At 69.3% G+C, this 25,834-nt stretch carries 25 protein-coding genes; 19 read left to right on the top strand and 6 right to left on the bottom strand.

Annotated elements, in window-relative coordinates; genetic code table 11:
* Positions 1-11 precede the first annotated feature (11 nt).
* The 6 genes from BOX37_RS05180 to BOX37_RS05155 all read left to right on the top strand — a co-directional run bounded on the left by BOX37_RS05180 (position 12) and on the right by BOX37_RS05155 (position 5,428).
* Entirely contained in the window at positions 12-848 is an 837-nt protein-coding gene (locus BOX37_RS05180) for an SDR family NAD(P)-dependent oxidoreductase (RefSeq protein WP_071926637.1), read from the top strand.
* Positions 849-874: 26 nt separating this feature from the next.
* A complete protein-coding gene (locus BOX37_RS05175) occupies positions 875-1,798 on the top strand; it encodes a reductase (protein ID WP_071926636.1) in 924 nt (307 codons plus the stop codon).
* Positions 1,795-2,358, top strand: a complete 564-nt coding sequence (locus BOX37_RS05170) for an NAD(P)/FAD-dependent oxidoreductase (RefSeq protein ID WP_071926635.1) — start codon at positions 1,795-1,797, stop codon at positions 2,356-2,358. The genes BOX37_RS05175 and BOX37_RS05170 overlap by 4 nt, the downstream gene beginning before the upstream one ends.
* On the top strand, positions 2,355-3,875 hold the full coding sequence (locus BOX37_RS05165; protein ID WP_071926634.1) for a flavin-containing monooxygenase: 1,521 nt from the start codon (positions 2,355-2,357) through the stop codon (positions 3,873-3,875). The genes BOX37_RS05170 and BOX37_RS05165 overlap by 4 nt, the downstream gene beginning before the upstream one ends.
* 11 nt (positions 3,876-3,886) lie before the next feature.
* Positions 3,887-4,291, top strand: a complete 405-nt coding sequence (locus BOX37_RS05160) for a hypothetical protein (protein ID WP_156910265.1) — start codon at positions 3,887-3,889, stop codon at positions 4,289-4,291.
* A gap of 87 nt (positions 4,292-4,378) precedes the next feature.
* A complete protein-coding gene (locus BOX37_RS05155; protein WP_071926632.1) occupies positions 4,379-5,428 on the top strand; it encodes an amidohydrolase family protein in 1,050 nt (349 codons plus the stop codon).
* A gap of 2 nt (positions 5,429-5,430) precedes the next feature.
* Here the strand turns inward: BOX37_RS05155 and BOX37_RS05150 are convergent, their stop codons facing one another.
* Positions 5,431-6,180, bottom strand: coding sequence for an SWIM zinc finger family protein (locus tag BOX37_RS05150; RefSeq protein WP_071926631.1), 750 nt, complete (start codon positions 6,178-6,180; stop codon positions 5,431-5,433).
* Positions 6,181-9,012, bottom strand: coding sequence for a DEAD/DEAH box helicase (locus tag BOX37_RS05145; RefSeq protein WP_206045767.1), 2,832 nt, complete (start codon positions 9,010-9,012; stop codon positions 6,181-6,183).
* A 197-nt stretch (positions 9,013-9,209) separates the two neighbouring features.
* Between BOX37_RS05145 and BOX37_RS05140 the strand changes: the two genes are divergently transcribed.
* Both BOX37_RS05140 and BOX37_RS05135 read left to right on the top strand, forming a co-directional pair.
* The gene (locus BOX37_RS05140) at positions 9,210-9,572 is read left to right on the top strand and encodes a hypothetical protein (RefSeq protein ID WP_071926629.1); all 363 of its coding nucleotides are present in this window, start codon (positions 9,210-9,212) and stop codon (positions 9,570-9,572) included.
* Positions 9,573-9,627: 55 nt separating this feature from the next.
* Complete coding sequence (locus BOX37_RS05135) at positions 9,628-10,314, top strand: HNH endonuclease family protein (protein ID WP_071926628.1); 687 nt, start codon at positions 9,628-9,630, stop codon at positions 10,312-10,314.
* A gap of 117 nt (positions 10,315-10,431) precedes the next feature.
* On the opposite strand, the gene BOX37_RS05130 is transcribed toward BOX37_RS05135, so the two are convergent.
* Complete coding sequence (locus tag BOX37_RS05130) at positions 10,432-11,250, bottom strand: sulfurtransferase (protein ID WP_071926627.1); 819 nt, start codon at positions 11,248-11,250, stop codon at positions 10,432-10,434.
* 256 nt (positions 11,251-11,506) lie between these two features.
* Between BOX37_RS05130 and BOX37_RS05125 the strand changes: the two genes are divergently transcribed.
* A complete protein-coding gene (locus BOX37_RS05125; RefSeq protein ID WP_071926626.1) occupies positions 11,507-12,709 on the top strand; it encodes a benzoate/H(+) symporter BenE family transporter in 1,203 nt (400 codons plus the stop codon).
* A gap of 58 nt (positions 12,710-12,767) precedes the next feature.
* Here the strand turns inward: BOX37_RS05125 and BOX37_RS05120 are convergent, their stop codons facing one another.
* Positions 12,768-13,262 (bottom strand): Lrp/AsnC family transcriptional regulator, encoded by a 495-nt coding sequence (locus BOX37_RS05120; protein ID WP_071926625.1) that lies wholly within the window; start codon positions 13,260-13,262, stop codon positions 12,768-12,770.
* A gap of 169 nt (positions 13,263-13,431) precedes the next feature.
* Between BOX37_RS05120 and pdhA the strand changes: the two genes are divergently transcribed.
* The 5 genes from pdhA to BOX37_RS05095 all read left to right on the top strand — a co-directional run bounded on the left by pdhA (position 13,432) and on the right by BOX37_RS05095 (position 19,304).
* Positions 13,432-14,526 carry a pyruvate dehydrogenase (acetyl-transferring) E1 component subunit alpha gene (gene pdhA / locus BOX37_RS05115; RefSeq protein ID WP_071926624.1) on the top strand — a complete coding sequence of 365 codons (1,095 nt, stop codon included), beginning with the start codon at positions 13,432-13,434 and terminating at the stop codon, positions 14,524-14,526.
* Positions 14,523-15,497 carry an alpha-ketoacid dehydrogenase subunit beta gene (locus tag BOX37_RS05110; protein WP_071926623.1) on the top strand — a complete coding sequence of 325 codons (975 nt, stop codon included), beginning with the start codon at positions 14,523-14,525 and terminating at the stop codon, positions 15,495-15,497. The genes pdhA and BOX37_RS05110 overlap by 4 nt, the downstream gene beginning before the upstream one ends.
* A 2-nt stretch (positions 15,498-15,499) precedes the next feature.
* A complete protein-coding gene (locus BOX37_RS05105) occupies positions 15,500-16,843 on the top strand; it encodes a dihydrolipoamide acetyltransferase family protein (RefSeq protein WP_071926622.1) in 1,344 nt (447 codons plus the stop codon).
* 76 nt (positions 16,844-16,919) lie between these two features.
* Complete coding sequence (locus tag BOX37_RS05100) at positions 16,920-18,320, top strand: uracil-xanthine permease family protein (RefSeq protein ID WP_071926621.1); 1,401 nt, start codon at positions 16,920-16,922, stop codon at positions 18,318-18,320.
* A 180-nt stretch (positions 18,321-18,500) separates the two neighbouring features.
* Positions 18,501-19,304, top strand: a complete 804-nt coding sequence (locus BOX37_RS05095) for an SDR family oxidoreductase (protein ID WP_071926620.1) — start codon at positions 18,501-18,503, stop codon at positions 19,302-19,304.
* A 133-nt stretch (positions 19,305-19,437) separates the two neighbouring features.
* On the opposite strand, the gene BOX37_RS05090 is transcribed toward BOX37_RS05095, so the two are convergent.
* Together BOX37_RS05090 and BOX37_RS05085 are read right to left on the bottom strand one after the other, a co-directional pair.
* Positions 19,438-19,854, bottom strand: coding sequence for an acyl-CoA thioesterase (locus BOX37_RS05090; protein ID WP_071926619.1), 417 nt, complete (start codon positions 19,852-19,854; stop codon positions 19,438-19,440).
* 27 nt (positions 19,855-19,881) lie between these two features.
* Positions 19,882-20,832 (bottom strand): AraC family transcriptional regulator, encoded by a 951-nt coding sequence (locus tag BOX37_RS05085; RefSeq protein ID WP_071926618.1) that lies wholly within the window; start codon positions 20,830-20,832, stop codon positions 19,882-19,884.
* Positions 20,833-20,913: 81 nt separating this feature from the next.
* Between BOX37_RS05085 and BOX37_RS05080 the strand changes: the two genes are divergently transcribed.
* The 5 genes from BOX37_RS05080 (at position 20,914) to BOX37_RS05060 (ending at position 25,821) form a co-directional block, all read left to right on the top strand.
* Positions 20,914-21,756, top strand: coding sequence for an NAD(P)H-binding protein (locus tag BOX37_RS05080; protein ID WP_071926617.1), 843 nt, complete (start codon positions 20,914-20,916; stop codon positions 21,754-21,756).
* Positions 21,757-21,905: 149 nt separating this feature from the next.
* Positions 21,906-22,904: a FecCD family ABC transporter permease gene (locus BOX37_RS05075; RefSeq protein ID WP_167659896.1), complete on the top strand. Its 999-nt coding sequence runs from the start codon at positions 21,906-21,908 to the stop codon at positions 22,902-22,904.
* Complete coding sequence (locus tag BOX37_RS05070) at positions 22,901-23,956, top strand: FecCD family ABC transporter permease (protein WP_071926616.1); 1,056 nt, start codon at positions 22,901-22,903, stop codon at positions 23,954-23,956. Before BOX37_RS05075 ends, BOX37_RS05070 begins: the two co-directional genes overlap by 4 nt.
* 10 nt (positions 23,957-23,966) lie before the next feature.
* Positions 23,967-24,779, top strand: coding sequence for an ABC transporter ATP-binding protein (locus BOX37_RS05065; protein ID WP_071926615.1), 813 nt, complete (start codon positions 23,967-23,969; stop codon positions 24,777-24,779).
* A gap of 46 nt (positions 24,780-24,825) precedes the next feature.
* Complete coding sequence (locus BOX37_RS05060; RefSeq protein WP_084759425.1) at positions 24,826-25,821, top strand: ABC transporter substrate-binding protein; 996 nt, start codon at positions 24,826-24,828, stop codon at positions 25,819-25,821.
* Positions 25,822-25,834: the final 13 nt, after the last annotated feature.

Below are 25,834 nucleotides of genomic sequence, written 5' to 3'. Positions count from 1 at the left end.
CGGGAGTTGCCATGCGACTGTTTCCTTTCGGCGGACGCCGTCGAACCGACGGGGCCGATGCCGTGGTCACCGGTGCGGGCAGCGGTATCGGCCGCGCGTTCGCGGTGGAACTCGGCAGGCGCGGCGGACGGGTGCTGTGTTCCGACATCGAACCCGAGCGCGCCGAGGAGACCGTCGGGCTCATCGAGGCCGCGGGTAGCAAGGCGATCGGCGTCCGCTGCGATGTCACCGCGATAGACGAAGTCACCGAACTGTCGACCACCGCGCAGGACTGGTTCGGCGGCGCGCCCACCCTCGTGATCAACAACGCGGGTATCGGCGCAGGCGGCCCGGTGGTCGGCGAGTTCACGCTGGCGGACTGGCAGCGCACGCTCGGGGTCAACCTGTGGGGCGTGATCAACGGCTGCCACGTCTTCACGCCGATCCTGCGCGCGGCGGGCCGCGGCGCGCTGGTCAATGTGGCTTCGGCGGCCGCATTCGGCGCCGCGCCGCGAATGGCGGCCTACAACGTGAGCAAAGCGGGGGTGCTCGCGCTGTCGGAGACGATGTCGGCGGAGCTGGCCGGGACCGGCGTCGGTGTCACCGTGTTGTGCCCGACCGGCGTGAAAACCAACATCATGCGGACGGACTCACCGATGGACGACACCGCCGAGCGGCTCGGCGGCCTGCTGCTGCGCTGGACCGGACGCGCCCCGTCCGCGATCGCCCGCACCACCCTCGACGCCGTCGATCGCGGTGACCTCTATGTGGTTCCGCAGGTCGAAGCCAAATTGCTGTGGCAGGCCAAGCGTCTGATGCCCGCCACCTACACCCGTTCGGCGGGCCTGCTGGAGCGGGTCGTGCGCTGATCCGCCACACAGGAGGAGATCGAACAATGACGTTCGCCTATCCCGACATGCTCGCCACGATTCGCGCCAGGCAGTGGGCCCTGGCCGACATCGACTGGGACGCACCGGGCGCCGAGACCATCACCGACGAGCAGCGACCGCGCCTGGCCACTTTCATGGCCGATCTGGTGTGGATCGAACACGTCGGCGCCCGCGGTTTCGCCGCCCTGGTGCGCCAGGCCCCACCCGGCGCGCTGCGCGAGATCTACAAGCACTTCCACGCCGAGGAACAGAAGCACGCCAATGCCGAACCGGCCCTGATGCGCCGCTGGGGCATGCTCGACGGCGACGCGATGCCCGAGCCCAACAAGAACATTCGCCTGGTCATCAGCTGGCTCGACCGCTACGCCGAGCAGCTGAGCCTGCCGGTGCTCGGCACCGTCATCCCCTCGCTGGAGACAGCGCTGGACGGCGCTCTGGTGAAGTTCCTGCTCGACGAGGTCGACGATCCCGTGTGCCACCAGGTGTTCCGGCACATCAACAACGACGAATCTCGCCACCTGGCCGTCGGATTCCAGGTGCTCGAGCAGCTCGGTGCCGGACCATTGCGCAAGATCGCCATCGAGACAGCGGGTTTCGCGGTACGCCCGTCGTTCGTGCTCGGCGCGTTGCTCTACGCGCCGCTGCTGTCGCGGATGTCGACCAACATCATCGCCCTCGGCCTCGACGAGGAGAAACTGTGGCAAGCGGTGCGGCGCTACGAGAACGTGGGCGAGCGCAGTCCCGACATCCGGCGGATGCCGCTCTATCACGTGGTGACGATGCACGGTAAGGCCACGATCCACCGTCGTCAGCCGTTCCAGCTGGTTGCCGATGTGACCAATGCCTGCATCGACCGGTTTCCGATCCGAGTGCTCGGCCGCCGTCCCTCCTGGGTCAAGGAACTCACCTACGAACCGGTGGCGAAATGACGGCGCCCCGCCACGACGACACGTTCACCGGTCGGCAGACGCACTGCACGGCGTTCCTGCCCCGCCGGGATTTCGTGGGCGAGCGCGTCGCGATCATCGGCAGCGGTGCGGCCGCGGCCCGCCTGCTGCCCGGCATCGCCGCCGAGGCCGCGCGGGTGACGGTGTTCCAAACCGACGCGACGTGGATCCTGCCCCGCGCCCCCCTGCCCGCCGCGCTGCTGCGCCGCGCGCCACAGCGTCTGGTGCGACTGGCCGCGCGGGTGAATCTTCGTGCGCAAATTCATGATTCGTGGCTGCGGCACCGACTGACGCCCGACGACACCGCGGGCGTCGCGGTGCACAACAGCTACTACCGCACGCTGCGGCAACCGCACTGCACGCTGGTCACCTGGCCGATCGCGCGCCTGGCGCCGCTGGGTGTGCGCACCGTCGACGGCATCGAGCACCGGGTGGACACCATCGTCTACGCCGACGACGCGCAACACGTCGTCCGCACGATCGACGGCGCGAGCAGCACCCGCTACACCGGCATTCCCACCCGGATGAAGGAGACAGCATGACCACCGCTGGAGTCGACAACGAGATCGTCATCGTCGGGGCCGGGTTCTCCGGCATCGGCGCGGCGATCGAGTTGCGCAAGGCCGGATTCGACGACTTCCTGATCGTCGACGATGCCGACGGTGTCGGTGGCACCTGGCACTGGAACACCTATCCCGGTGTCGCCGTTGATATTCCGTCGTTCAGCTATCAGTTCTCCTTCGAACAGCGCACCGATTGGTCGCGGGTGTACGCGCCCGGTCGCGAACTCAAGGCCTACGCCGAATCGTGTGTCGACAAGTATGAATTGCGCTCGCGCATTCGCTTCGGCACCACCGTCCTCGCCGCCGACTTCGACGAGGAAGGCGGCCGCTGGGTTCTGCGGACCGCCGACGGCGCGGAACTGACGGCGCGCTTCGTGATCAGCGCGACCGGTGTACTCACCCGCCCGAAACTGCCCGAGATCGCGGGCATCGAGGAATTCGCCGGCATCACCATGCACACCTCGCGCTGGGATCACCGCCAGGATCTGCGGGGCAAGCGGGTGGCGATCATCGGCACCGGAGCCTCGGCCGTGCAGGTGATTCCCGAGATCGCCCCCGAGGTGGAGCAGTTGACGGTCTTCCAGCGCACGCCGATCTGGTGCCTGCCGCGGCCCGACATGCCACTTCCCGCCGCCGCCCGGCTGGCGCTGAAAGTCCCCGGCGGACGCGCCCTGACCCGGCTGATCAGCCAGACCTACGTCGAACTCACCTTCCCGCTGGCCGCGCACTATTACACCTCGCTGCCCACCGCGGCGATCGGGGAACGCGCCGGTCTGGCGCATCTGCGGCGGCAGGTGAAGGACCCGGCGACGCGGGCCGCGCTCACCCCGAAATACGCCCTCGGCTGCAAGCGGCCGAGTTTCTCCAACGACTACCTCGCCACCTTCAACCGATCGAATGTCACCTTGGAGACCGATGCCATCGCCGAGGTCACCGCCACCGGTGTGCGCACGGCGTCCGGGGTCGAGCACGCGGCCGATGTCCTGATCCTGGCCACCGGATTCAAGGTGATGGAATCGGGCAACATGCCGACCTACGACCTGCACGGGGTCGGTGGCCGTGATCTGGAGAAATGGTGGGACGAGAACCGATTGCAGGCTTATGAGGGCGTCACCGTGCCGGGCTTCCCCAACTATTTCTCGATCATCGGGCCCTATGGCTACAACGGCGCGTCGTATTTCACGCTGATCGAGAATCAGACCCGCCATATTCTGCGGTGCCTGCGGCACGCGCGCACCGTGGGGGCAGCCAGAGTCGAGGTGTCCGGCGAAGCGAATGACCGATTCTTCCGGGAGATGCTGGCTCGGCGCGGCGGGCAGGTGTTCTGGCAGGACAGCTGCGCGGTGGCCAACAGCTACTACTTCGACCAGCACGGCGATGTTCCGCTGCGACCGTCCTCGACGGTGGAATCGGCTTGGCGCAGTGGTCACTTCGACCTCGACGACTACGAGTTCACGCACGGAGAGCGACCGGCCGAGGTATCGCGGTCACGGTAGGTTCTCTGTTCGTGCATCCAGCGCGACCCTCTCACCCGACCACTGTTCCCGTCGCGATCACGGCGTCGACCGGGATCAAGCTCAGGCACCGCCGGGCGACCATGATGGCCGAGTTCGCGCCGGGTCACGTCGTGGAACTGCGTCCCGGGCCGAATCACTTCCAGCTGCTGCCCGGACACCATCGGGTCCAGTTGTGGTCGCAGTACGCCTGGCGGTGCGGCCGGGCGACGCTCGACATCGATACCACCCGCGGCCCGGTCCATCTCTACTACGCGGCGCCCTACACCATTCACAGCCGGGGAGCCGCCGGTTTCGTCCCGCAGGAGCGGCCGGGCATGCGTGCCAAGATCGCGATCTTCGCGACCGCGATCCTCGTGCCACTGCTCATCGTCGCGGTCGCGCTCCTCCAGCGCTGAATCCCCGACGGGACCTACGAACCGGTCCGTCCCTGGTCGGCGCGTGTGACAATCACGGGAGCAGACGGCGGCGATGGGACGCACAGTATGGATCTGACCGGCCTCGACATCATCGATGCGCACATCCACCAGTGGGACCCGCACGCGACACCGCGGGAATTCAGCACACTGGCCAAGCTGATGCGCTACATCCCGCTCCCGGTGGATATCGCGGCGAAACTGGCGCCGCGGCGTGACCGGCAATTCGTCGGTGACCCGACCGCGTATCTGAATCCGTATCTGCCTGCGAATTACCGTTCGGATCTGGGCGCGACGCCGGTGTCGTCGATCGTGCACGTCGAGGTGGAGTGGGACGGCGCCAAAGCCGACGAGACGCGCTGGGTGGCGAGCCTGCCGTTCGGCGTCGACACCCCAGTGCTGGCCGCGATCGTCGGATCGGCCGATCCGGCAGCCGCCGACTTCGGTGCGGTCCTGGACGCCCATCAGTCCGCCTCGCCGCAGTTCCGCGGGATCAGGACGATGGTCGCCCACCATCCGGATCCGGATATCAAGTCCTTCGCCGCGCACGACGGCGCGCTCACCGCACCCGCCTTCCTGACCGGATTCGGACGGCTGGCCGAGCGCGGGCTCTCGTTCGAGGCGTGGGTCTACTCGGGGCAGCTGCCCGAGGTGACGGCGCTGGCCGAACGGTATCCCGAGGTGCCGATCGTGCTCGACCACCTGGGTACCCCGGCGGGCATCTTCGGGCAGGACACCGGCCGCACCGCCGCGCAGCGCCGCGGCCTGTTCGAGCGCTGGTGCGACGACCTCACCGACCTGGCCGCGCAACCGAATGTGGTGGCGAAGGTGAGCGGGCTGATGATGCCGGTCCTCGGGCACCCGGTCCCGCGGCGCGGCACCACGACACCGGTGTCGACCCTGGTCGACCGGGTGGGTCCGCTACTGGGACACGCGCTGGCGGTCTTCGGCGCCGACCGGCTGATCTGGGGCTCGAACTTCCCGATCGACAAACCGATCACCACCCTGTCGGGCGCGGCCGAGACCGTCGCCACCGGACTCACCGACGCGGGCGCCGGTCCCGAGGACCTGCGGAAGGTGTTCGGCGGCAATGCCGTCCGGGTCTACCGGATCGACTGAGCTCAGCTGTCGAATTCGGGGTAGAGCGAGCGCAATTCACGCAGGCCCGTGGACGCGGTCTGCTCGTCCTCGGAGGACATGCGCAGGGCGCGGCGCAGGGGGATCGGGTCGAGATCCTCGATGACGGGGTGGAATTCGATGCGGGGCAGGTCGGGCAGGATCAGGTCGTCGCCATAGTGATCGTCGGATTCGACGGCGCGCGTGGACTTCTCGACGCCGCCGATCAGGGTGTCGAGGTCGAGGCCGCGCAGGGTGAGGATCTCACCGGGCTGTTCGTCGAGGCGTTCGGCGAGCAGGTAGCACACGGCCGCGACGTGTTTGCACGGCCAGCCCATGTCCGGACAACTACAGGAGAAGTCGAGTTCGGCGGCGGTGGTCGGCAGCAGATGCGGTCCGAGGGCGGGTGGTAGTGCGCCGGAGACGATCTCGGCCAGCATGCCGGGCGCGGATCTGATCTCGGCCAGCAGGAGCTCGATCTCCTCCGTACGCAGCGGGCGCACGGACAGGACCGAGGTGAACGGGCGCGGCTGGCTGCCCTGCACCTCGGCGGTGACCGCGCCGCGCTCGATCCGGTAGTTCACCACCTGCCCGGCCCTGGCGTAGGTGCGGCCGCGGGACAGCCTGCCCGCGTCGGCGACCTGCTCCACGGCGTCGAGCAGCGACTTGCCCCACCAGGTGCGACCGAAGCCGCCGCGGGCCCGCGCGCCGCCGCTGACCGGTTTGCGCGGTCCGAACTGACTGAAATCGGCCATCTACTCCCCCACCGCCTCGGCGCCGAGAGTGAACAGCTCGCGCAGTTCGTCGGTGCTCAGTTCGGTGATCCAGTTCTCCCCCGTGCCGACCGCCAGCTCCGCCAACTGCTTCTTGCCACTGATCATCTCGTCGATGCGCTCTTCGATGGTGTCCACGCACACCAGCTTGCGAACCTGCACCGCGCGCCGCTGACCGATCCGGAACGCGCGGTCGGTGGCCTGGTTCTCCACCGCCGGATTCCACCAGCGGTCCAGGTGGATCACGTGGTTGGCGGCGGTGAGGTTGAGACCGGTGCCGCCCGCCTTGAGCGAGAGCAGCATCAGAGGCGGACCATCGTCGCGCTGAAAGCCGGTCACCATGTCGTCGCGGCGCTGTTTGGACACCCCGCCGTGCAGGAACGGGACGGAACCGCCGAAGCGTTCGGTGAGATACGGCAGGACCAGGTCGCCGAACTCGCGGAACTGGGTGAACAGCAGGGCCTTCTCGCCGTCGGCGATCACCGCGTCCAGGACGTCCTCGACCAAGGCCAGCTTGCCGGAACGGTGGCTGCCCCGGCGCAGCAGCGGGGAGCCGTCGCCCAGGTAGTGGGCGGGATGGTTGCAGACCTGCTTGAGCCTGGTCAGCGCGCCGAGCACCGCGCCCTTGCGGGCCATGCCCTTCGCGTCTTTCAGTTTCTCCATCATGTCCTCGACCACGGCCTGGTAGAGGGCGGCCTGCTCGACGGTGAGGTTGGCCCGCACCGTCATCTCGAGCTTCTCGGGGAGGTCGCTGATGACCGTCGGATCGGTCTTGAGTCTGCGCAGTACGAACGGGTCGGTGATCAGGCGCAACCGGTCGATGGCGTGCTGGTCGCGTTCGCGTTCGATCGGGACGGCGAAGCGGGCCCGGAACGATTGTGGGCTGCCGAGGAGTTTGGGCATGGCGAAGTCGAACAGGGCGCGCAGTTCTTCCAGGCGGTTCTCGACCGGAGTGCCGGTGAGCGCCAACCGATGTCGGGCGGGAAGCGCTCTGGCCGCGCGTGCCTGTCTGGTGGCGGCGTTCTTGATGTGCTGGGCCTCGTCGAGGACGATGCGCTCCCACTGCTGTTCGCTGAGCAGGGTCGCGTCGCGGGCGAGCAGGGCATAGGTGGTGACGACGAGATCCGAATCACTCACCGCCCCAGCGAATTCTGCGCCTTTGAGCCGACCGGCACCGTGGTGCACCAGGACCCGCAGGTCAGGGGTGAAGCGTTGCGCCTCGCGCTGCCAGTTGCCGACAACCGACATCGGGCACACCAGCAGCGTGGGGCCGACCCGCTCAGCCGGACCCGGCGGCTCGCCAGTTGCCCGCGCGGCCACCGCTTCGCGCTCGTGAACCAGCAAGGCGAGCACCTGGATCGTCTTGCCGAGGCCCATGTCGTCGGCCAGGATCGCACCGCAGTTCAGGCGGCTCATGGTGGCCAGCCAGCTCAGGCCGCGTTCCTGGTACGGGCGCAGCTGGGCCTTCAGGCCGACCGGGGTCGGGACGGGCTCGGGTTCGCCCTCCCTGGCGAACAATTCGGCCGCCCAGCCGTCGGCGGTGACCTCGGTGACCGGGACGTCGTCGACGCGTTCGGCGGCGAGTTCGCCGATCATGTCGGCCAGGGTGATCGGCGTGTCGTCGATGTGCTGGGCTACGTAGCGGGCGGCGGCGGCCAGCACACGGCGGTCGGCCTGCACCCATTCGCCGCGCAGCTGCACCAGATCCGACTTGCTGCGAATCAACCGTTCCATCTCGGCCTTGGTGAGCACGAGGTCGCCGAGGGCCAGTTCCCAACGGTAGGACAGCAATCCGCTCAGGCCTACGGTGGACTCGGCGGCGGCCGGGCTGCTGACCCGCAGACGCATGCTGGGTTCGGCGATGTTCCAGGCGCGCGGTAGGAGCAGCCGGATTCCGGCCTCCTGCAGGGCATTCGCGCCGTGGGCGACCAGGTCGGCGACGACCTCGGTCGGCAGCAGCAGATCGAGGCCGCGCGGGTCGGTGGGCAGGTCGCGCAGGCGTGGGTAGGCCTTGCGAGCCTGGCCGAGCTTCTCCGCGGCGGTGCGAACCAGGACCGGATCATCATCGAGGGCAACGGGTTTGGGAGCGTCATCGACCGGACGCAGACACACCTGCAACCGCCACAGCGCCACCGACTCGTCGGGAGAACCGAATTCGCCGTCGGGTTCGCACAGGCGCAGGACGAGTTCCGGCTCGTCGGCGGCGTAACCGGCCCGCCATTGCGTCAGTGTCTCGGCCAAGCGGTAGGAGCCGGCCTCCAGCGGGGTGTCGCCGACCAGGGCGGTCAGCAAGGGGTGCGTCATCGTGCGGTGCGCGAGGTATTCGCGGGCGATCGGATCGGTGAGTTCGGTGACCAGATCGTCGAGCACGGCCGCGGGCGATCCGGCGACCCGCAGCGCGGCGGGCATGGCCGTGGCCAGCTCCGCCAACCAGGCGCGCTGACGTTGTCCGCCGACCAGGCGCCAGCGCACCCACCACTGGCCGTCGGCGCGCTCGACCTGCGGAACGACCCGCCCGGCCCGCACCCACCGTTCGATCCCGCGCGCGGTGTGGGCGAGGAAGCGCAGATCGCCGGAGACGTTCTCGCGCGGCAGCCGACTGCGCAGCACGACCGCCGCCGTGGGCGGCGCGAGGGCGTGCGCGCGGACCTCGGCGGTGTTCGGCTGCCCCGTGGCATCGACGACGAGCACCTGGGCGCGGTGGCGGAACCGGGCGCGTTCCAGGATGTCGCCGAGCACCGAACCGACCGCGACCGGCTTTCCGTCGTGCCACAGCAGCAGGCCCGAGCCAGGGGACCACAGACCGTGCAGCATGGCCCCCATCCAAGCAGGCGGCACCGACACCGATCGTCGGTACCCATACCCCTGGATTTCTGGACGCTCCCGGAACATACTGGGATATCCCCTGGTCACGGCCGGGCCATCACCCGGCGACAACTTCATACCGACCCAGGCGAACCGGCCATGACCGGCTCGGCCGATGAACCCCTGTACGCGTGCGGAGGGCAGCGATGACGATTCTGCTCCAGGTTCTCGAGCAGAGCTACACCCCCACCACCCCGTGGGAGCGGCGCAAGTTCACGTTCATCGACACCGGGAAGATCGTCGGCATGCGCCTGGACGGTCAGTCCGGCGTGTGGCTCGATCTGTCCAGACCCGGTGAATCCCAGCGGTTGGCGCACACCGCCGACCCGCGGGAATCGATCACCTTCCTGCTCACCGTGTTCGCCAAGATCGCCGAGTGCGAGGACCGCGGCGGGTCCTGGCTGGTCGGCCACGACGGCACCCACGTGTCCTCGATCGCGGCCACCCGCTTCCCGCCGAGTGCCAGTCAGCAGGCCGCCGACGACATCCTGGCGCGCGCCTGGCTGTAGGGGTCATCTGCCCGGTCGCGAAACGTGTCAGTGCCACCCGCTACAACCTGCGGGTATGGGGAAACTGATCTGGGTGCTCTGCGCGGTGCTCTTCGTCGCGGGCTGTGGGGTGCTCGTTCCGGATCAGACGGTCGCCCCGGCGCCCGGCAGTCCCTCGCGGGCGGAGGTGACCGCGCTGCTCGACACCGTCCGGGTCGTGGCGTCGCGCCCGCGCCCCGGCGGGTACGAACGCGGCTGCAAGGCGGGCCAGGGATGCGTGTTCGGCCCGGCCTGGACCGACGACACCGACGCGCCGGGCGGTCACGACGGCTGCGACACCCGCAACAACGTGCTGGCCGCGCAGTTGCGGGACGTGGTGACGCGGGGCCGATGTGTGGTGGTGGAAGGCGTACTCGCCGACCCCTACACCGCTACGGACATCCCCTTCCGCAAGGCCGAGGGCGGCCGCATCCAGATCGACCACGTCTATCCCCTGGCCGCGGCCTGGGATCTGGGAGCCGCCGGGTGGTCGCGCGACCTACGCCTGCGCTTCGCCAACGACCTGTCGGTGAACCTGCTGGCCACCAGCGCCGCAGTCAACCAGGCCAAGGGCGACAAGACGCCCGGCACCTGGCTCCCACCCGCCCGCGCCAACCACTGCTTCTACGCGGCCAAGTACCTCACCGTGGCGGTCGACTACGACCTCCCGATCACCGCGGCCGACAACGCCGTGCTCCACGACATCGCCCGGGATTGCCCGTGATCCGCCGCCGAGCGAGATCCACGCCAGTTGGCGATGTGTCGGCGAGAGTTCGGCGATGCCGACCGAATGCCGCGTCGACGCCGGCTGGCAGCGCGCGCCCGGCACGGTCGCCACCGGCTATGCGCCGGTGGCGACCGGTCGCTTCGGGTCGTTCGACCATTGTGACCAGGAGCCCGGATAGAGGGCGGCGTCGATGCCCGCGACAGCCAGGGCGGCGATCTGGTGGGCGGCGGTGACGCCGGAGCCGCAGTAGACGGCGACCGGGCCGTCGCCGAAGGCGGTGAAGCGGGCGCGCAGCGCGTCGGCGTCGTGGAAACGGCCGGTGTCGTCGAGGTTCTCGGCGGTGGGGGCGCTGATCGCGCCGGGGATGTGGCCGGCGCGCGGGTCGACCGGTTCGACCTCACCGCGGTAGCGCTCACCAGCTCTGGCATCGAGGAGGACACCGGGCCAGGTCGCGGCGGTGTCGGCATCGATCACCGGGAGTCCGCCGGGGCGCACCACCAGATCGCCGGAGGCGGGATCGGGTTCGGCGCCGGTGGCGAGTTCACCGTCGATGGCGATCCACGCGGGCAGGCCGCCGTCGAGGATGCGCACGTTCGCCACGCCCGCCCAGCGCAGCAGCCACCAGGCGCGCGCCGCGGCCATGCCGCCGGTCGCGTCGTAGACGACCACCGGTTCGTCGCCGCCGAGCCCCCAGCTGCGCGCGCACTTCTCGAACGTGCCCGGATCGGGCAGCGGATGCCTGCCGCGCGCCGGTGCGGGCGCGGCGGCCAGTTCGGTCTCCAGATCGACGAAGACCGCACCGGGGATGTGCCCGTCCAGGTAGTGCTGCGGGCCGTCTGGATCACCCAGCGCCCACCGCACATCGAGCAGATGAATCCTGTTGTCCGCCAGCTGTTCCCGAAGTTCCTCCGGGGAGATCAACACCGCGCCCACGCCCACTCCTCACGTCCCGAGTCCCCCGCCTCGCCACCCTACGCACCAGCATCGCTTGCCGGTACCGAACCACCTCGCCCCTACCCGACCCGATTCGCACCGGGCCGAACAAGTTCCATCGCCGCCCGGCCCGACGACGTGTCGACGTTGCGCAGCGCTCGACGAGAGGCCGAGGCCGACCCGCAGTCCCCAGATCAGGCCACTTTCGCGGGACTGGCTGGCGACACGAGCAGGTGTGACGGGCAGTATCTGCACAATGTCGCAGGTCACCACCACTACCCCCGATGTCGTCGACGAGCGTGCGGGAATATTCGCGCCGCTCGGGGCGGGGGCGATCACCGCACTGGTCGGGTTCACCAGTTCGTTCGCGGTGGTGTTGAGCGGGTTGCGGGCGGTGGGGGCCACACCGGCGCAGGCGGCTTCGGGGTTGCTGGTGCTGTGCCTGACCCAGGGACTGGGAATTCTGCTGTTGAGTTTCCGGTACCGGATTCCGATCACCCTGGCCTGGTCGACGCCCGGCGCGGCGCTGTTGGCGAGTACCGGGCTGGTCGCGGGCGGCTGGGCGGGCGCGGTGGCGGCGTTCGCGGTGACCGGTGTGCTGATCGTGATCACCGGGCTGTGGCAGCGGCTCGGTGCGCTGGTCGCGGCGATTCCGGTGCCGATCGCGCAGGCCATGCTCGCGGGTGTGCTGGTTCCGCTGTGCCTGGCTCCGGTACAGGCGCTGCGCACCTCCCCCGCCGTGGTGGTTCCGGTGATCGTGGTGTGGCTGGTGCTGGTGCGGTTCGCGCCGAAGTGGGCGGTGCTGGTGGCTTTCGCCACGGCGGCCGTGGGCACCGGCATCGATATCGTGGTCAGCGGGCGCCACCTGGACCTCGCGGCCATGGTGCCGACGGTGGAATGGACGGCGCCACACTGGCATTGGCAGGCGATCGTCGGGATCGCGATCCCGCTCTACATCGTCACCATGGCCTCGCAGAACATCCCGGGCGTCGCGGTGATGCGCTCGTTCGACTACCAGGTGCCGTGGCGCGCCTCGATGCTCGTCACCGGTCTCGGCACCATCGCCGGGGCGGGGGCGGGTGGCCACGCGATCAACCTGGCGGCGATCAGCGCCGCCCTCTCGGCCGCCCCGAGCGCCAGCCCGGACCCCAAACGCCGCTGGATCGCCGCCGCCACAGCCGGTGCGACCTACCTGATCCTCGGCCTCGCCTCCGCGGCCCTGGTCACCCTCATCGCCGCCGCACCGGCGGGCACTCTGGAAACCGTCGCCGGTCTGGCCCTGCTGGCCACCCTGGCCGCCGCCCTCACCGGTGCCCTCAGCGACCCCGAGCACCGCATGGCCGGCCTGGTCACCTTCCTGGTCGCTGCCTCGGGCACCACCCTGTTCGGCATCGGCGGCGCCTTCTGGGCCCTGGTAGCCGGCCTGATCGTCCGCCGCTTCCTCCCCAGCGGAATCTGACGGTTCTGCCCGTGATCGCGACTGCCGCCGAACCGGACCACGACCTCGCCGCGACAGCTCAGTTCGGACCGGCGAGGCGGTCCAGGAGGGGGCCCGTGCGTGGGCCGACGAGTTCGCGCATGACCAGGGCCATGTTGGTGCGCTCCACGCCGGGGATTTTCAGGATCTGGCCGGCGATGCGATAGAGGTCATCGGCGTCACGGGCGACGATGCGGACGGTGAGGTCAGTGGAGCCGGTCATCCCGCAGACCTCGGTGACCTCGGCGACCTCGGCCAGTTCGTCGACCACGCCGTCGAGTTGATGCTGGTCGACCACGACGGCGACGAAGGCTGCCAGCGGATAGCCGAGGGCCCGGGGTTCCACCCGCCGTTCGAAGCTACCGAGCACCCCGCCGCTGTCCCAGCGGGCCAGGCGCGCCTGCACCGTGTTGCGCGACAGCCCGAGGCGAGCGGCGAGTTCGACGCCGGTGGCGCGGGGGTTGGCGATCAGTTCGCGCAGCAGCCGCGCGTCGGTGGCGTCGAGCGTCACGGCAACGGGTTCGCGACTGGTCATACAACGCAGTATGACAGCGGGGAGTGCGCCGAGACCATGCATTCTGCTCATCGCCGTGTCGATCGCTTGCGCAGTCGGCATTATCGTGGATGCTGAGTGATACACATCGCACTCAGCGATTGTCGGACTTGCGTCGGCTCACGAGGCCGGTGATGAGGAGGCGATCTCGATGGTGTCCAAGAAGTCGGACAAGCAGACCTATCCGGTCCAGTTGGTGCAGCCCGACGGTCGCCGTGTACTCGATCGCGAGCACGCCGCCCTGGTGGCCGACACCGATGGCGCCCGCCTGCGTCAGCTCTACGAGGACCTGGTGGTGACCCGCCGGATCGACGTCGAGGCGACCGCCCTGCAACGCCAGGGCCAGCTGGGCCTGTGGCCCCCGCTCTACGGCCAGGAAGCCGCCCAGGTGGGCTCGGCGCACGCCCTGCACCCCGACGACTACGCCTTCTGCTCCTACCGCGAGACCGCCGTCGCCTACTGCCGCGGTGTGCCTCCCGAGCAGCTCACTGCCCTGTGGCGCGGCGTGGCCCACCACTGCTGGGACCCGAACCAGGTGAACATGACCAACGCCAACATCGTGGTCGGTTCCCAGGGCCTGCACGCCACCGGATACGCCTACGCCGCCCATCTCGACGGCGCCGATATCGCCACCATCGCCTACTTCGGTGATGGTGCGACGAGCGAGGGCGACATCGCCGAGGCGCTCGGTTTCGCGGCCTCGTGGAGCGCGCCGGTGGTGTTCTTCTGCCAGAACAATCAGTGGGCGATCAGCGAGCCGGTCGCCGTGCAGTCCACCGTGCCGCTGGTGCGCCGGGCCGACGGGTACGGGATTCCGGGCGTGCAGGTCGACGGCAACGATGTCCTCGCCGTCCTCGCCGTCACCCGCCGGGCCGTGGAGCGCGCCCGCACCGGCGGCGGTCCGACCTTCATCGAGGCGCTGACCTACCGGATGGGCCCGCACACCACCGCCGACGACCCCACCCGCTACCGCACCGCCGCCGACACCGAGTACTGGGAGCACCGCGACCCGATCGAGCGCATCCGGCTGCTGCTCGACCGCGAGGGCCTGCTCGATCCGGAGTTCGCCCAGCGGGTGGCCGACACCGCCGACGACATCGCCCGGCGTCTGCGCACCGCCACCGTCGAGATGCCCGACCCGGACCCGGCGAGCATGTTCGACCACGTCTACGCGACCGATCACCCACTGATGGCCGAGCAGGCACAGCAGTTCTCGGCCCACCTCGCCGAAGGAGCGCAGCCATGATCACCACCTTCGCCGCCGCACTCAACACCGGCCTGCGCCGGGCGATGGACGACGACACCAAAGTCGTGCTGCTCGGTGAGGACATCGGCAAGCTGGGCGGTGTGTTCCGGGTGACCGACACCTTGCAGAAGGACTTCGGCGACAACCGGGTCATCGACACCCCGCTCGCCGAATCCGGCATCGTCGGAACGGCTTTCGGCATGGCTCTGCGCGGGTACCGGCCGGTCGTGGAGATCCAGTTCGACGGTTTCGTCTATCCCGCCTTCGACCAGATCGTCTCCCAGGTCGCCAAGATCCACTATCGAACCGGTGGAAAGGTCACGGCTCCCTTGACGATTCGCATCCCGTTCGGGGGCGGGATCGGTGCGGTCGAGCATCATTCGGAATCGCCCGAGGTGTATTTCGCGCACACCGCGGGCCTGCGGGTGGTCGCACCGAGCACCCCGGCGGATGCGTATTCGATGATCCGCCAGGCGATCTCGCTCGACGATCCGGTGGTCTTCTTCGAGCCGAAACGTCGCTATTGGGACAAGGCCGACGTAGATTTCGAAGGCGAACCCGATCTGCCGCTGCACAAGGCCAGGGTGTGCACCCACGGCACCGACGCCACCGTCCTCGCCTACGGCGGCACCGTCGCCACCGCGCTGGCAGCGGCGAAGATCGCTGCCGAGGAAGGACATTCGCTGGAGGTGATCGATCTGCGCAGTCTCTCACCGATCGACGTCGACACGATCGCCGAATCGGTGGACAAGACCGGCAGGCTCGTCATCGTGCACGAGGCGCCGGTGTTCGCCGGACTCGGCGCCGAGATCGCGGCCCGGGTCACCGAACGCTGCTTCTATCAGCTCGAGGCGCCGGTGCTGCGCGTCGGTGGCTACGACATTCCCTACCCCCCGGCTAAGCTCGAAAAGCACCACCTGCCCGACCCCGACCGCATTCTGGCGGCGGTCGATCGCTGTCTAGCCGCGTGAGAATGAAAGGTGCCCCCGTGCCGGAACCAGCCGCCGCCGACGACGGTCACGTTCTCGAATTCCGCCTCCCCGATCTGGGTGAGGGCCTCGCCGACGGCGACCTGGTGTCCTGGTCGGTCGCGGTCGGCGACACGGTGGAGTTGAACCAGACCATCGCCGAGGTGGAGACGGCCAAGGCGGTGGTCGCGCTGCCCTCGCCGTTCTCCGGGACCGTGGTGGAGTTGCTGGCTCAGCCAGGTGACACCGTGCCGGTCGGGGCACCGCTGATCCGGGTGCGCAACGATCTGGAGATCACCGCGCCACCGACCGCGGAGTCGGTCACCAGCACCGATGTGCTGGTCGGCTACGGGCCCGAAGCCGAAGCGACCTCGCGCAGGCGCCGGCCCACCCCGTCGGCCGCGATGGCGGCGAGTACGCCGAGCACCCATCGCGCGGCGGCGACCCCGGCGGCGCGAAAGCTCGCCAAGGAACTCGACATCGACCTGTGGTTTGTCGCCGGTTCGGGGCCCGAAGGCGCGGTCACCGTCGACGACGTGCGCTCGGCGGTCCCGGTGACGGCGCCGCGCACCCAGGCCAAGCTCGGCGACCACGCCCCCATCCCGGCCAATGGCTCGGGCAGCGACGGCGGACTGATCGAGCCGGCCGCGCGCGAGGAGCGCACGCCGGTCACCGGTATCCGCAAGCGCACCGCCGCCGCGATGCAGGCCAGCTCGCGCACGATTCCGCAGGCCAGCACCTTCGTCACCGTCGACTGCACCGCCTCGATGGAGCTGCTCGACCACCTGCGCACCACGAAATCCTTCGAGGGCCTCACCCTCACTCCCCTGGCGCTGGTCGCCAAGGCGGCGCTGGCGGCGATCGCGGAATACCCCGGGGTCAACACCGCCTGGGACGAGCAGAACCAGGAGATCGTCACCAAGCACTACGTGAACCTCGGCATCGCGGTCGCCGCCGAGCGCGGGCTGCTCGTCCCCAATCTCAAGGACGCCCAGTCACTGAGCCTGCGGGAACTGAGCCGCGAGATCAGCTGGTCGGCCGAGACCGCCCGCTCGGGCAACGCGACCCCCGCCGACCTTCGCGGCGGCACCTTCACCATCACCAATGTCGGCGTCTTCGGCGTCGACATCGGGGTGCCCCTGGTGAACCCCGGCGAAGCAGCCATCCTCTGCCTCGGTTCGATCCGCAAGCGCCCCTGGGTCTTCCGCGACGAACTCGCCGTCCGCTGGGTCACCACCCTGGGCCTGAGCTTCGACCATCGCATGGTCGACGGCGAACTCGGCGCCCGCTTCCTCGCCACCACCGCCAGCTTCCTCGAGGACCCGTTGACGCTGCTCAGCCGCGTGTGAGTGATATATCCGACGCGCAATGCCGACGAAACACGGCGCTCATTCGCTGTAAAAAACGGGGGCTACAACCTCATGTATGAGTGAGGCCCATCCCGTCGATACCCGGTTGCCGTTCGGTCGGCAGCTGGCGTTCGGCCTGCAGCACGTTCTGATCATGTACACCGGCTGTATCACGGTGCCGTTGGTGTTCGGTGCGGCCGCGGGGCTGGACCAGGCGACGATCGGGCTGCTCATCAGCGCTGATCTGCTGGTCGCCGGGATCATCACGCTGATTCAGAGCCTCGGGGTGGGCAAGCTGGCGGGTGCGCGGTTGCCGATCGTGTGTGGGGCGACCTTTGTCGGGTTGAATCCGATGATCCTGATCGCCAAGGAGTACGGGCTCGAGGCCGTGTACGGGTCGATGCTGGTCGGCGGTGTGGTCGGGGTGGCGCTGGCGTGGCCCTTCGCGCGGGTGGTGCGGTTCTTCCCGCCGCTGGTCACCGGGACCGTGCTGACGGTGGTCGGGGTGTCGCTCATCGGAGTCGCCGGTGGCCTGATCATCGGGACCGACCCGTCGGCGCCGAGCTTCGCCGCGCCGTCGAACATCGGGCTGGCCGCGGTGGTGGTGTTGATCGCGGTGGCGTTCGTCTGCCTGGGGCGCGGGGTGTGGTCGCAGCTGGGCGTGCTGATCGCGCTCCTCGTGGGCATCGTGATCGCGGTGCCGATGGGGTTGGTGAGTACCGCTGGTGTGGGCGCCGCGGACTGGATCGGGATTCCGCAGCCCTTCCACTTCGGATCGCCGCAGTTCCCGATCACCGCGGTGGTCGCGATGAGCATCGTGATGGCCGTGGTGTTCGCCGAGTCGACGGCGAGCATGCTGGCGATCAGCGAGATCACCGGCAAGCCGATCGGCAAGGGTGATCTGGCGCGCGGCCTGGTCGGTGACGGCCTGTCCGGCGTGCTGGGCGGGGTGTTCACCGCGTTCGTCGACACCATCTTCAACCAGAACGTCGGCGCGGTCGCCGCGACCAGGGTCTACAGCCGGTATGTGACCGCGGTGAGCGGCGCGATCCTGGTGGTGCTCGGGCTGGTACCGCGCATCGGTGAGGTGGTCGCGGTGATTCCCAAGCCGGTCGTCGGTGGTGTCGGGCTGGTGCTGTTCGCGACCGTCGCGGTCGTCGGCATCAACACGCTGCGCCAGGCGAACCTGCTCGACCGGGTGAACGCCACGATCGCGGCCACGGCCATCGGTATCGGCCTGCTCCCGGTGTTCACCCACGGCATGTTCGACAAGTTCCCCACCTCGGCCCAGATCCTGCTCGACAGCGGCGTCACCCTCGGCGCTCTCACCGCCTTCGTCCTCAATCTGATCTTCAACCACACCCCGCTGGGCACCATGGCCCGCGCCGCGATCACCCCGGACCCCGGCGAACCTACCGAGGCGAAAACCGACCTCACGAAGACGGACCCGGCGGCCGCTCCTACCGTCGTCAGCTGATACGGCACCGCGCCACTGGCACCTACCGCTGCACACCGCCGGGCCCGCGGCGGTGGCGATCGGGTCGGAGAAGCGAGCAGGTCGGCCACGGCCACTGCGGCTCCGGCGGCCGGCGCGGACCGCGCGGCTGCCGGTGCGGAATCGGTGCGGGGCGCGGGAAGCCGCCGTTAGGGTGCGGGGATGGAGATTGCTGGAAAAGTCGCGATTGTCACCGGAGCTGGGGCGGGGATCGGGGCGGCGCTCGCGCATCGATTGGTTGCCGGCGGGGCGCGGGTCGTGGTCGCCGATCTGGACGCGGACACCGCGGCGAAGGTGGCCGGTGTGCTCGGGGCGGACGCGGTCGCGGTCGGTGGCGACGTGGGCGCGGAGTCGGTCGTCGCCGAATTGATCGCGGTGGCCGAGCGTGAATTCGGGCCGGTCGACCTGTATTTCGCGAATGCGGGGATCGGGGGCGGGCCGGGGCTGGACAGCACCGAGGAGCAGTGGGCCGCTGCGCTGAACGTGAATGTGATGGCGCATGTGCGGGCGGCGCGGCTGCTCGTGCCGGGGTGGGTCGAGCGGGGCAGCGGGTACTTCGTGTCGACCGCGTCGGCGGCGGGTCTGCTGACGCAGATCGGTTCGGCGCCATACTCGGTGACCAAGCACGCGGCGGTCGGTTTCGCCGAGTGGCTCTCGGTGACCTACGGCGATCAGGGCGTTCGCGTGAGCTGCGTGTGCCCGATGGGCGTCGACACCCGTCTGCTCACCGGCGACCTGATCCCGGACGACCCCGACGCCTCCGCGCTGGCGATCAAGGCCGTGACGACGGCGGGCGCTGTCCTCTCCCCCGAGGACGTCGCCGACACCGTGGTCGAAGCCATGGCCGCCGAACACTTCCTGATCCTCCCGCACCCCGAGGTCCTGCGGATGTACCGCAACAAGGGGTCCGACTACGACCGCTGGCTCGCCGGAATGCGCCGGTTCCAGACCATGCTGCGCGGATAGCGAGAACCAACCACCGTCACGCTCCAACCGGCCGAATCGCTACGGCACGATGTCGGACCGTGCTCACCGGGTCGGGGCGTGGCGACTTCGGCTCCGGTGTGCGGCCGTGATCGGCCGCACGACCGCGCACGCGCTATTCGGTGACGAGTTCGGCGGCCGCCGTGCGGATGACGTCGGGGATCGGCACCGGCTTGCGGGTCTGCGCGTCGACGTAGACGTGGACGAAATCCCCGGTGGCGGCGAGGTCGAGGCCGCCGGAGGTTTCGCGGAAGATGGCCAGGTCGTAGGTGATGCTGGAATTGCCGAGGCGGGCGATGCGCAGGCCCACCTGGAGCTGGTCGGGGAAGCTGATCGAGCCGTGGAAGCGGCAGGCGGTCTGGGCGACGACGCCGAGGGCGGGCAGGGCGGTGATGTCGGCGCCGGTGGCCCGCATCAGCCAGGCGTTCACCGCGGTGTCGAAGTAGGAGTAGTAGGTCACGTTGTTCACATGACCGTACTGGTCGTTGTCGGCCCAGCGGGTCGGCATCGGCCACAGCACGGGGTAGTTCATACCGTCATCCTTACAGCATCGACCCGCTCAGGCCGACGACGACAGCGCCGCCGTTCCGCCCTGACGGTGATCGCGTGGACTCACCCCGAAGTGCCGCTTGAACGCGGTACTCAGCGCGAAGGCGCTGCCGTACCCGACCTGGCGGGCGATGGACTCGACGGTCGCCTCGGATTCGGCAAGCAGATCGGCGGCCAGGGACAACCGCCATTCGGTCAGGAACGTCATCGGCGGCTCGCCGACCAGCTCGGTGAACCGCCGGGCCAGCGCGGCCCGCGACATGCCGACCGCCTCGGCCAGCCCGACCACTGTCCACGGGTGGGCCGGATTGTGCTGCAGCAGGCGAAGAGCCTTGCCGACCAGCGGATCACTGTAGGCGTGGTACCAGGCGGGGGCGTCCTCACGGGCGAACCAGGCACGCAGAGCGGCGATGAGCAGCAGGTCGAGCAGGCGGTCGAGCACCACGCCCTGGGCGGGCAGGTCCTTGGTCGCCTCATCGACGAGCAGGTCGAGCAGCCGGGTGTCGAGCTCACCGCGCGGCAGCACCGCGACCTCGGGCAGCGCGCGCAGCAGCCGTCGGCTCACCGCGCCCGCCGATTCGTAGGTGCCGGTGACCATCAACGTCTCGCCGTCAGGATCGGTGCCCCACTGCCGAACACCGAGACTCAGTGTCTCGCAGAGGATCTCACCGTCCGGGGTGGTGGTGACCTCGCCCGGGTGGATGACGATCTGCGGTTCGGTCGCCGGATCGTCGGCCACCGTATACGGTTTCGGCCCACGGAAGACCGCCACGTCGCCGGGGCCCAGCTGGCGGGGCGGCGCGGAATCGGTACTCACCCAGGCATTTCCGCGAATCATCGCGAGCACTGTGAGCGGCGCCTCGTCCTGTATCCGCAGCGACCACGGCGGGTTGAGCAGCGAGCACATGAGGAACGCACCGCGTGCTCGTGGACCTTCGAGCAGACCGGCCAACGCATCCACATCTCTCACAGTAGACGACGGCGCATGTTCGTGAGCGTCGCGACGATGTCACCCTCGGCCGTTCACCGATGTACTGAAGGCATGACAAACATCGCTTCTCACCAGCAGCTTTTCCTCGTCACCGGCGGCACGGGCAAGACCGGCAGTCGCGTCGCGGCACTCCTCGAAGCCGCCGGACATCCGGTCCGGCTCGGCTCGCGCACTGCCCCGATCCCCTTCGACTGGGCCGACCGCACCACCTGGGAGCCCGCCCTCACCGGGGTCGACTCCGTCTACCTGGCCTTCCAGCCCGATGTCGCCGTGCCCGGGGCACCGGACACCCTCCGCGCGTTCACCACGGCCGCGAAGTCCGCGGGGGTGCGCTCGGTGGTGATGCTGTCTGGGCGCGGGGAGCCCGAGGCGCGCGAATGCGAACGGATCGTCGAGGACTCGGGCCTGACCTGGACGATCGTGCGCTGCAGCTTCTTCGCCCAGAACTTCAGCGAGGGCGCGTTCCTTCCCGATGTCCTGGCCGGGACCGTCGCCCTGCCCAACGGCGATGTACCGGAACCGTTCGTGCACGTCGACGACATCGCCGAGGTGGCCTTCGCCGCCCTCACCGATCCCCGGCACGCGGGCGAGGTCTACGAACTCACCGGACCCCGCGCGCTGACCTTCGCCGAGGCGGTCGCCGAGATCGCCGCCGCCACCGGCCGCGAGATCGACTTCATCCCGGTCTCGCGCTCCGAGTTCGTCGCCGCGCTCACCGAATACCAGGTCCCCGACGACGTCGTCTCCCTGCTCGACTACCTCTTCGGCACCATCCTCGACGGCCGCAACACCCCGACCGCCGACGGCGTCCACCGCGCCCTCGGCCGAGAACCCCGCGACTTCACCGACTACGCCAAGCAGACCGCCGCCTCCGGGGTGTGGACTCCGCGATAGCCGAACAGTCCTGGCCGGTCGGCCACCAGGACCCGAAGACCTTGAAATACACCTCCCATATGAGCGCCATATCAGGGTAGGCTCACCTGCCTGACCGTTGCTCGAGCTAACTTCCTCGAGGTTTGGTTCGACGCGAGAGAGATCCCCTGATGAGAAGTCCGCGCTGGTTCGGCTGGTTGCTGACAGTCGCGCTGCTGATCGCGGCCTGTTCGCTGAGCCTGCTGGTCGGCACGAAGTCGATTCCGTTCGGCGAGGTCTGGCTGGCGCTGACCGGCCCCGCGACCACACCCGACCACATCACCGTCACCGAATACCGGCTGCCGCGCACGGTCCTCGGACTGCTCTGCGGAGTCGCTCTCGGTGTCGCGGGCTGCCTGATGCAGGGCCTCACCCGCAACCCGCTCGCCGACCCGGGACTGCTCGGGGTGAACGCCGGCGCGGCCTTCGCGATCACGCTGGCGGTGGGTGTGCTCGGCGTGAGTGCGATCACCTCCTATGTGTGGTTCGGCTTCGTCGGTGCCGCGCTGGTCTCGATCGTCGTGTACCGGCTCGGCACCGCGGGCCAGACCGGCACCGATCCGATCCGCCTCACCCTGGCCGGGGTCGCCGCCACCGCGGTGCTCACCGGACTCACCCGGGGCCTGATCCTGGTCGACCCCAGGGCTTTCGACGAGATGCGCAACTGGGACTCCGGTTCGCTCACCGGCCGCGGATTCGACATCATCACCGGCGCCGCGCCGTTCATCGTGGCCGGGCTGCTGATCGCCGCGGTCTGCGCGCGCTCGCTCAATGCCGTCGCCCTCGGTGACGATCTGGCCCGTTCCCTCGGCGTGAACATCAGCCGCACACGGCTGCTCACGGCACTGGCGCTGGTGCTGCTGTGCGGAACCGCGACCGCGGCCGTCGGCCCGATCGCCTTCATCGGTCTCGCGGTGCCGCACATCGCCCGCTGGCTTGTCGGTGCCGATCAGCGCTGGATCTTCGGGTACTCGCTGGTGCTCGCGCCGCTGCTGGTACTCACCGCCGATGTCCTCGGCCGCGTGCTGATCCGTCCCGACGAGGTGCCCGCCGGCTTGGTCACGGCGTTCCTCGGCGCGCCGATGCTGATCTGGTTGGCCCGCCGTGCCCGAGTGGGAGTAGCCGCATGAGTACGAAATTCGACTTCGGGCGCACCATGCTCGTCGTCCGGTCGCAGCGGCTGGGCATCACCACGAGAATCGGCGTGCGCACCGTGGTGGTGTGCGCGATCCTGCTCGCGATCGCCCTAGCCACCGCCGTCTTCGCACTGGGCACCGGCGATTTCCCGATTCCCGCCCAGCGCGTGGTGCGCGCGCTGTTCATCGGCGACGAGCGCTTCGACCGGCTGGTGGTGTGGGACTGGCGGCTGCCGCGCATCCTGCTGGCGCTGGCACTGGGTGCGGCGCTCGGCGTCAGCGGTGCGATCCTGCAGTCGGTCACCCGCAATCCGCTCGGCAGTCCCGACATCATCGGCTTCAGCACCGGCGCCTACACCGGGGCGCTGCTGGTGATCCTGATCATCGGCGGTGGCAGCTTCCAGACCGCGGCGGGCGCGATGGTCGGCGGCCTCGGCGCCGCCCTGGTGATCCACCTGCTGGCCTTCCGGCACAACGTGACCGGCTTCCGGCTGATCATCGTCGGCATCGGCGTGAGCGCCATGCTCGCCTCGGTCAACACCTGGCTGATCATGCGGGCCGACCTGGACGCGGCGATGTCGGCGGCGGCCTGGGGAATGGGCTCGCTCAACGGACTGTCCTGGCCCCAGGTCCTGCCGACGATGCTCATCCTCGGTGTGCTGGCGCTGGCGCTGATCCCGGCCGCGCCCCGCCTGCAGATCCTCGAACTCGGTGACGACACCGCGCGGGCCCTCGGCGTGAACGCGAGCAAGGCGACCGGCTGGCTGATCGCGCTCAGCGTGGCCTTCACCTCGCTGGCGACAGCCGTCGCCGGGCCGATCGCCTTCGTCGCGTTGGCCGCGCCGCACCTGGCGCGCAGGCTCACCCGCACTCCGTCGATCGCGCTGGTCCCCGCCGCGGCGATGGGCGCTGCCCTGCTGGTCGTCTGCGACTGGATCGCCCAGCGCGCCTTCGCGCCGACCACCATCCCGGTCGGCATCGTCACCGGCTCGGTCGGCGGCCTGTACCTGGCGTATCTGCTCGTCGCCGAAGCGCGACGGAAATAGGAAAGCGATCATGAACGACTCTCCTGCCGCGCGGTTGCGCGCCGACCAGGTCCGGCTCGGGTACAAGAGCACCACGATCAGTGACCAACTCTGCGTGGACATCCCCGACGGCGAGTTCGCCGTGATCATCGGCCCGAACGCCTGCGGCAAGTCCACGCTGCTGCGCGCGCTGGCCCGGCTGCTCACTCCCGATTCCGGGACGGTGCTGCTCGACGACCGACCGGTGACCGAGTATCCGGCCAAGGAATTCGCCCGTCAGGTCGGTCTGTTGCCACAGACCTCGACCGCACCCGACGGCATCCGGGTGGCGGATCTCGTCGCGCGCGGCCGGTATCCGCACCAGACGCTGCTGCGCCAGTGGTCCAGGACCGACGAAGAGGCGGTCGCGGCGGCCATGGCGGCCACCGGCGTCGTCGATCTGTCGGCGCGGCCGGTCGAGCAACTGTCGGGTGGTCAGCGTCAGCGCGTGTGGATCTCCATGGTGCTCGCCCAGCAGACGCCCATCATCCTGCTCGACGAGCCGACGACCTACCTCGACATCGCTTACCAGATTCAACTGCTGGATCTGTGCCGCTCGCTCAATCGCGATGCCGGACGCACGGTCGTGGCGGTTCTGCACGACCTCAACCATGCCTTCCGCTACGCCGACCACCTGATCGCCATGCGCGACGGGCGCGTCGTCGCCGCCGGGCCGCCCGCCGAGATCGTCACCGTAGCGCTGGTCCACGAGGTGTTCTCGCTGCGGTGCCGGATCGTCGACGACCCGGAAACCGGTACGCCACTGGTGATTCCACTGGCCGAGAACGCCGCACCGGTGCACTGAGGTGGCACTGCCGCCACCAACCCTAGAAATGAGGAATTCCCCGTCCATGTTCATCAACCGTTCTTCGGGTCGGCTCCGCGCCGCCCTCGCCCTCGTGATCCTCGCGCTGGTCGCGGTCCTCGCCGCGTGCGGTGACTCCGCCACCGACGCCACCGACACGGGCGCGCGGACAGTGCCGTCGGCGAAGGGCCCCATCGAGGTTCCCGCCGACCCGCAGCGCGTCATCGTGCTCAACGGCAATCTGGCCGGCTACCTCTACGATCTCGAGGCCACCGTCGTCGCGGCGGACCCGCGCCTGCTCGGCGTGCCGAACAAGCCGGGCGAGTTCCCCACCGGCTGGGCCGAGGACGCGAAGAAGCAGGGCACGCAGGCCGTGCCGTCCGGCGAGAACATCAACCTCGAGTTCATCGCCGCCCAGCGTCCCGATCTGATCATCGGCGGTGGCCAGGGCTACCCGGGCCAGCAGTCGGTGAACGCCTACGACCAGCTCAGCGCCATCGCCCCGACCGTGCTGATGCCGACCGAGACCACCAACTGGCAAGACCAGCTGCGGTTCCTCGCCGAGGCCGTCGACAAGCCGGCCAATGTCGACACCCTGATCGCGAACTACCAGGCCAAGATCACCGAGGCCAAGAGCAAGATCAACGCGCCCGCCGGCGCGACCGTGGTGTTGCAGTCGATCAAGAGCCAGCAGCCGACCCTCTTCATTCCCACCGCCGCCCTGCCCGCGCTGCTGGCCGAAGTCGGATTCACCCTGGACACCCAGGTGGAGGCCAAGGCGGGCAACCCGGCCAAGGAGCAGAGCGCCGACTTCATCAGCTTCAGCCCGGAGCTGATCAACACCGTGATGGACGCGCCCGTGCTGTTCACGATCCCGCTCGCCGGCGGCCGTTCGCTCGAGGAGCTGCGCGCCGACCCGATGTACGCCACGCTGCCTTCTTTCACGGCGAACAAGGTCTTCGAACTGCCCGCCACCAGCTCGCGGCCCGACTACCGCACCGTCATGGCCACCCTCGACCTGCTCGTCGAGCGCTTCCAGTGACCCGCGGACCGCA

The sequence above is a fragment of the Nocardia mangyaensis genome (assembly GCF_001886715.1).
GTDB classification, from domain to species: Bacteria; Actinomycetota; Actinomycetes; order Mycobacteriales; family Mycobacteriaceae; genus Nocardia; species Nocardia mangyaensis.
Note: the sequence above shows the minus strand (reverse complement) of the source record. Positions and strands in the feature narration are given on the sequence as shown.

Coding starts and splice junctions, on each gene's coding strand:
- BOX37_RS05180 (WP_071926637.1), top strand. CDS start 12: ATGCGACTGTTTCCTTTCGGCGGACGCCGTCGAACCGACGGGGCCGAT.
- BOX37_RS05175 (WP_071926636.1), top strand. CDS start 875: ATGACGTTCGCCTATCCCGACATGCTCGCCACGATTCGCGCCAGGCAG.
- BOX37_RS05170 (WP_071926635.1), top strand. CDS start 1,795: ATGACGGCGCCCCGCCACGACGACACGTTCACCGGTCGGCAGACGCAC.
- BOX37_RS05165 (WP_071926634.1), top strand. CDS start 2,355: ATGACCACCGCTGGAGTCGACAACGAGATCGTCATCGTCGGGGCCGGG.
- BOX37_RS05155 (WP_071926632.1), top strand. CDS start 4,379: ATGGATCTGACCGGCCTCGACATCATCGATGCGCACATCCACCAGTGG.
- BOX37_RS05150 (WP_071926631.1), bottom strand. CDS start 6,180: ATGGCCGATTTCAGTCAGTTCGGACCGCGCAAACCGGTCAGCGGCGGC.
- BOX37_RS05145 (WP_206045767.1), bottom strand. CDS start 9,012: ATGCTGCACGGTCTGTGGTCCCCTGGCTCGGGCCTGCTGCTGTGGCAC.
- BOX37_RS05140 (WP_071926629.1), top strand. CDS start 9,210: ATGACGATTCTGCTCCAGGTTCTCGAGCAGAGCTACACCCCCACCACC.
- BOX37_RS05135 (WP_071926628.1), top strand. CDS start 9,628: ATGGGGAAACTGATCTGGGTGCTCTGCGCGGTGCTCTTCGTCGCGGGC.
- BOX37_RS05125 (WP_071926626.1), top strand. CDS start 11,507: ATGTCGCAGGTCACCACCACTACCCCCGATGTCGTCGACGAGCGTGCG.
- BOX37_RS05120 (WP_071926625.1), bottom strand. CDS start 13,262: ATGACCAGTCGCGAACCCGTTGCCGTGACGCTCGACGCCACCGACGCG.
- pdhA (WP_071926624.1), top strand. CDS start 13,432: ATGGTGTCCAAGAAGTCGGACAAGCAGACCTATCCGGTCCAGTTGGTG.
- BOX37_RS05110 (WP_071926623.1), top strand. CDS start 14,523: ATGATCACCACCTTCGCCGCCGCACTCAACACCGGCCTGCGCCGGGCG.
- BOX37_RS05105 (WP_071926622.1), top strand. CDS start 15,500: ATGAAAGGTGCCCCCGTGCCGGAACCAGCCGCCGCCGACGACGGTCAC.
- BOX37_RS05100 (WP_071926621.1), top strand. CDS start 16,920: ATGAGTGAGGCCCATCCCGTCGATACCCGGTTGCCGTTCGGTCGGCAG.
- BOX37_RS05095 (WP_071926620.1), top strand. CDS start 18,501: ATGGAGATTGCTGGAAAAGTCGCGATTGTCACCGGAGCTGGGGCGGGG.
- BOX37_RS05090 (WP_071926619.1), bottom strand. CDS start 19,854: ATGAACTACCCCGTGCTGTGGCCGATGCCGACCCGCTGGGCCGACAAC.
- BOX37_RS05080 (WP_071926617.1), top strand. CDS start 20,914: ATGACAAACATCGCTTCTCACCAGCAGCTTTTCCTCGTCACCGGCGGC.
- BOX37_RS05075 (WP_167659896.1), top strand. CDS start 21,906: ATGAGAAGTCCGCGCTGGTTCGGCTGGTTGCTGACAGTCGCGCTGCTG.
- BOX37_RS05070 (WP_071926616.1), top strand. CDS start 22,901: ATGAGTACGAAATTCGACTTCGGGCGCACCATGCTCGTCGTCCGGTCG.
- BOX37_RS05065 (WP_071926615.1), top strand. CDS start 23,967: ATGAACGACTCTCCTGCCGCGCGGTTGCGCGCCGACCAGGTCCGGCTC.
- BOX37_RS05060 (WP_084759425.1), top strand. CDS start 24,826: ATGTTCATCAACCGTTCTTCGGGTCGGCTCCGCGCCGCCCTCGCCCTC.